General features: G+C 68.0%; 2 protein-coding genes. One reads left to right on the plus strand and one right to left on the minus strand.

Annotated features, from left to right (window positions below; all coding sequences use genetic code 11):
- Positions 1-127: 127 nt before the first annotated feature.
- Positions 128-652: a hypothetical protein gene (locus ACFWPJ_RS29900; RefSeq protein ID WP_378856423.1), complete on the minus strand. Its 525-nt coding sequence runs from the start codon at positions 650-652 to the stop codon at positions 128-130.
- Between the two features lie 335 nt (positions 653-987).
- On the opposite strand from ACFWPJ_RS29900, the gene ACFWPJ_RS29905 reads away from it, so the two are divergent.
- Complete coding sequence (locus ACFWPJ_RS29905) at positions 988-2616, plus strand: MFS transporter (protein WP_378856425.1); 1629 nt, start codon at positions 988-990, stop codon at positions 2614-2616.
- Positions 2617-2666: the final 50 nt, after the last annotated feature.

Below are 2666 nucleotides of genomic sequence, written 5' to 3' on the forward strand. Positions count from 1 at the left end.
TCGGGTCCGCGTCGACGGCGCATTCCCGGCCCAGCTGGGGACCGGCCGGACTCGGCGTAACAACACCATTCGAGTCGGCCAGGACAGAGCGACGGGTAGATCCCCACCACCCGTCGCACGCCGGTGACTACTGGTTCGCGCCGATGATCCCGCCGATCACCGCCCCGATCACACAGCCGGGAATGGCGCTGACGAACAGGAAGATCAACCCGATCAGCGCGCCGACGACGCAGCCGATCGCGATGCCGGCGACGATATTGCCGGTCTGGTCGATGTTCTGTAGCGCCACCGGATTGGGCGCGGGCGCGCCGACCGGGGTGAGGGTGAGCGTCGTCGCCGCGGCGTCGACCTCGGGGATCACCCGCACCGCGGGCCCGGCCACGGTCTGCACTGTCGTCGGGATGAAGCCGACCCGGCTCCCGTCGGGCGCCAGCACGGCGACCCCGGCGTCGGGCGTGAGCTCGAACGTGCCCGCCGCCAGCGCCACGGTCGCCGCTGACCCGTCCGGGGCGACCGCCGCGGTATAGGTGACGGCGCCGTCGACACCGGCCACCGCGGGGCCTGCGACGGGGGCGCCGTGCGCGGTGGCCGCGGTGATGCCGGTCGCTGCCACGGTGAGCACACCGGCAGCCAGCAACTGCTTGAACTTCATGGGATTTCCCTCCGACTTGCCGACCCGACCTGCCCCGGGATCAGCGTGATACCCACTCATGATGCGCCATAGCCATGTCACATAACACCAGATCGACCGAATCCGGATCGTTGTGCGGCACAGCCGGATTCGCAACCCATGGGCAAACCGATCGGTCTCCCCCGAACCACCCATCGACATTGACGACCCACTCAGCGGGACAAACGCGAAATAACACCAACCTAACGCTCGCTAGGTCACATACTCCGTGGCGGAAGGTGTGCGATCTACATCACACCGAAGCGCACGCATTCCACTCCATTTCGAACGAAGTTCCCGAACAACGGAGCGTGGCAATGTCCACCATTCCTCAAGATCCACCTACGTCAGAAGGCCCCGACCTCGACAAGGCCAACGACACCGGACGACTCGACGGCGCATCCCGCTCCCGGATCGTCACCGTCCTGGCGGTCATCGTCATGTTCACCGAGATCGCCCCGATGCTGTACACGATCGTCTCGGCGGCACTACAGAAGATCGCCCCGACCTTCCCCGGCGTCGGCGCGAACATCAACTGGGCCATCATCGTTTTCGGCCTGATCGGCGCGGCGGCGTCCCCACTCATCGGCAAGATGAGCGATGTCTGGGGCAAGAAGCGGATGTTCCTCATCTGCGGCGTGCTGTTCGTGATCGGCTGCGTGCTCTCCGCGACCACCTCGAACTGGGGCATCTTCCTGCTCGGCCGCTGTCTGCAAGCCACGGCCATCGCGACCGCGGTCATCGCCTACGGGCTGATCCGGGACCTGATGCCACGCAAGTACGTCCCACTCGGCCTCGGCATCACCGCGACCGGCCTCGGCGTGTCCGCCATCGCCGGTCCGCTGCTCGGCGGCTTCCTCGTCGACAACTACAGCTGGCGCGCGATCTTCTGGTGCCTGGCCGCGTTCACCCTGGTGATGCTGCCGCTGGTGTACTTCGTGGTGCCGGAGTCCAAGCTGCGGGTGCGCGAGCGGATCGACATCGTCGGCGCCGTGCTGCTCTCCGGTGGCGCCGCGCTGATCCTGATCTACGTCGACAAGGGCCACGACTGGGGATGGGCCAAGCCGACCACCCTGGCCTGGGTGATCACCGGCGTCGTCCTGCTGATCCTGTTCGTGCTGGTGGAAACCCGTGTCGCACAGCCGATCATGGATATGAAGCTGCTGTTCCACCCGCGCGTCGCGCTGGTGCTGGCCGGCGCGCTGTTCGCCTCGTTGCAGATCGGCGTCGTCTCCTACGCCATCGCCTACATGTCGCAAACCCCCGACGAGGCAACCGTGGCAGCGGGCGCGCAACAGGGCATTCTCGCCAAGGTGCAGGCCGCGACCGGTCAGCCACTGCCCGCCGAAGCCGTCCAGGTGACACTCGACCCGGGCTACACCTACGGCAGCGGCTATACCCTGCTGGAGTTCGCGCTGCGCATCGCCCTGCTCGGCGCCGTGGTCACCATGGTCTGTGGCGCGCTCGCCGGCGTGATCGCGCGCCGGGTCGGCGCCAGGATCCCGCTCGTCGTCGCCCTGGCGATCTTCGTCGGCTCGGCCGTGGCCTTCGCCGTGCTCCCGCACACCAGCACGGTGTTCCTGCTCGTGAACGCCGTGTTCAGCATCGGTTTCGGCTTCTACTACGCGGCCATGCCGATTCTCATGGTGGAGGCCGTCCCGCAGGAGCAGCAGGGCATCAGCCTGGGCATGCTCGGCGTCATGCAGTCGATGGGCGTGGCCGTCGGCCTGGCGATCGTCACGGCGTTCCTGCACGCCAACGGCATGACCGCGCTGGTCAGCGTCGGCGGACAGGCACAACCACCGGCGCCGATTCCGGACATCTTCGGCGATCGCGGCTACGAGCTGGGCTTCTGGGTCTGCGGCGCCGCGGCGGCGGTGGCCCTGGTCCTCGCCGTGGTCATGCGGCACGGCCGCACGCCCGCCACCGGCGGCACCGCGCACTGAGCCCCCTGGACGCGCCGCGGATCACCCGCCCCGCCGCGGGGTGGGGGGTT

It is taken from the genome of Nocardia sp. NPDC058497 (genome assembly GCF_042720195.1).
Classification (GTDB): domain Bacteria; phylum Actinomycetota; class Actinomycetes; order Mycobacteriales; family Mycobacteriaceae; genus Nocardia.

Excerpts from the sequence above, each read along its gene's own strand:
- ACFWPJ_RS29900 (WP_378856423.1), bottom strand. The coding sequence starts at position 652 with ATGAAGTTCAAGCAGTTGCTGGCTGCCGGTGTGCTCACCGTGGCAGCG.
- ACFWPJ_RS29905 (WP_378856425.1), top strand. The coding sequence starts at position 988 with ATGTCCACCATTCCTCAAGATCCACCTACGTCAGAAGGCCCCGACCTC.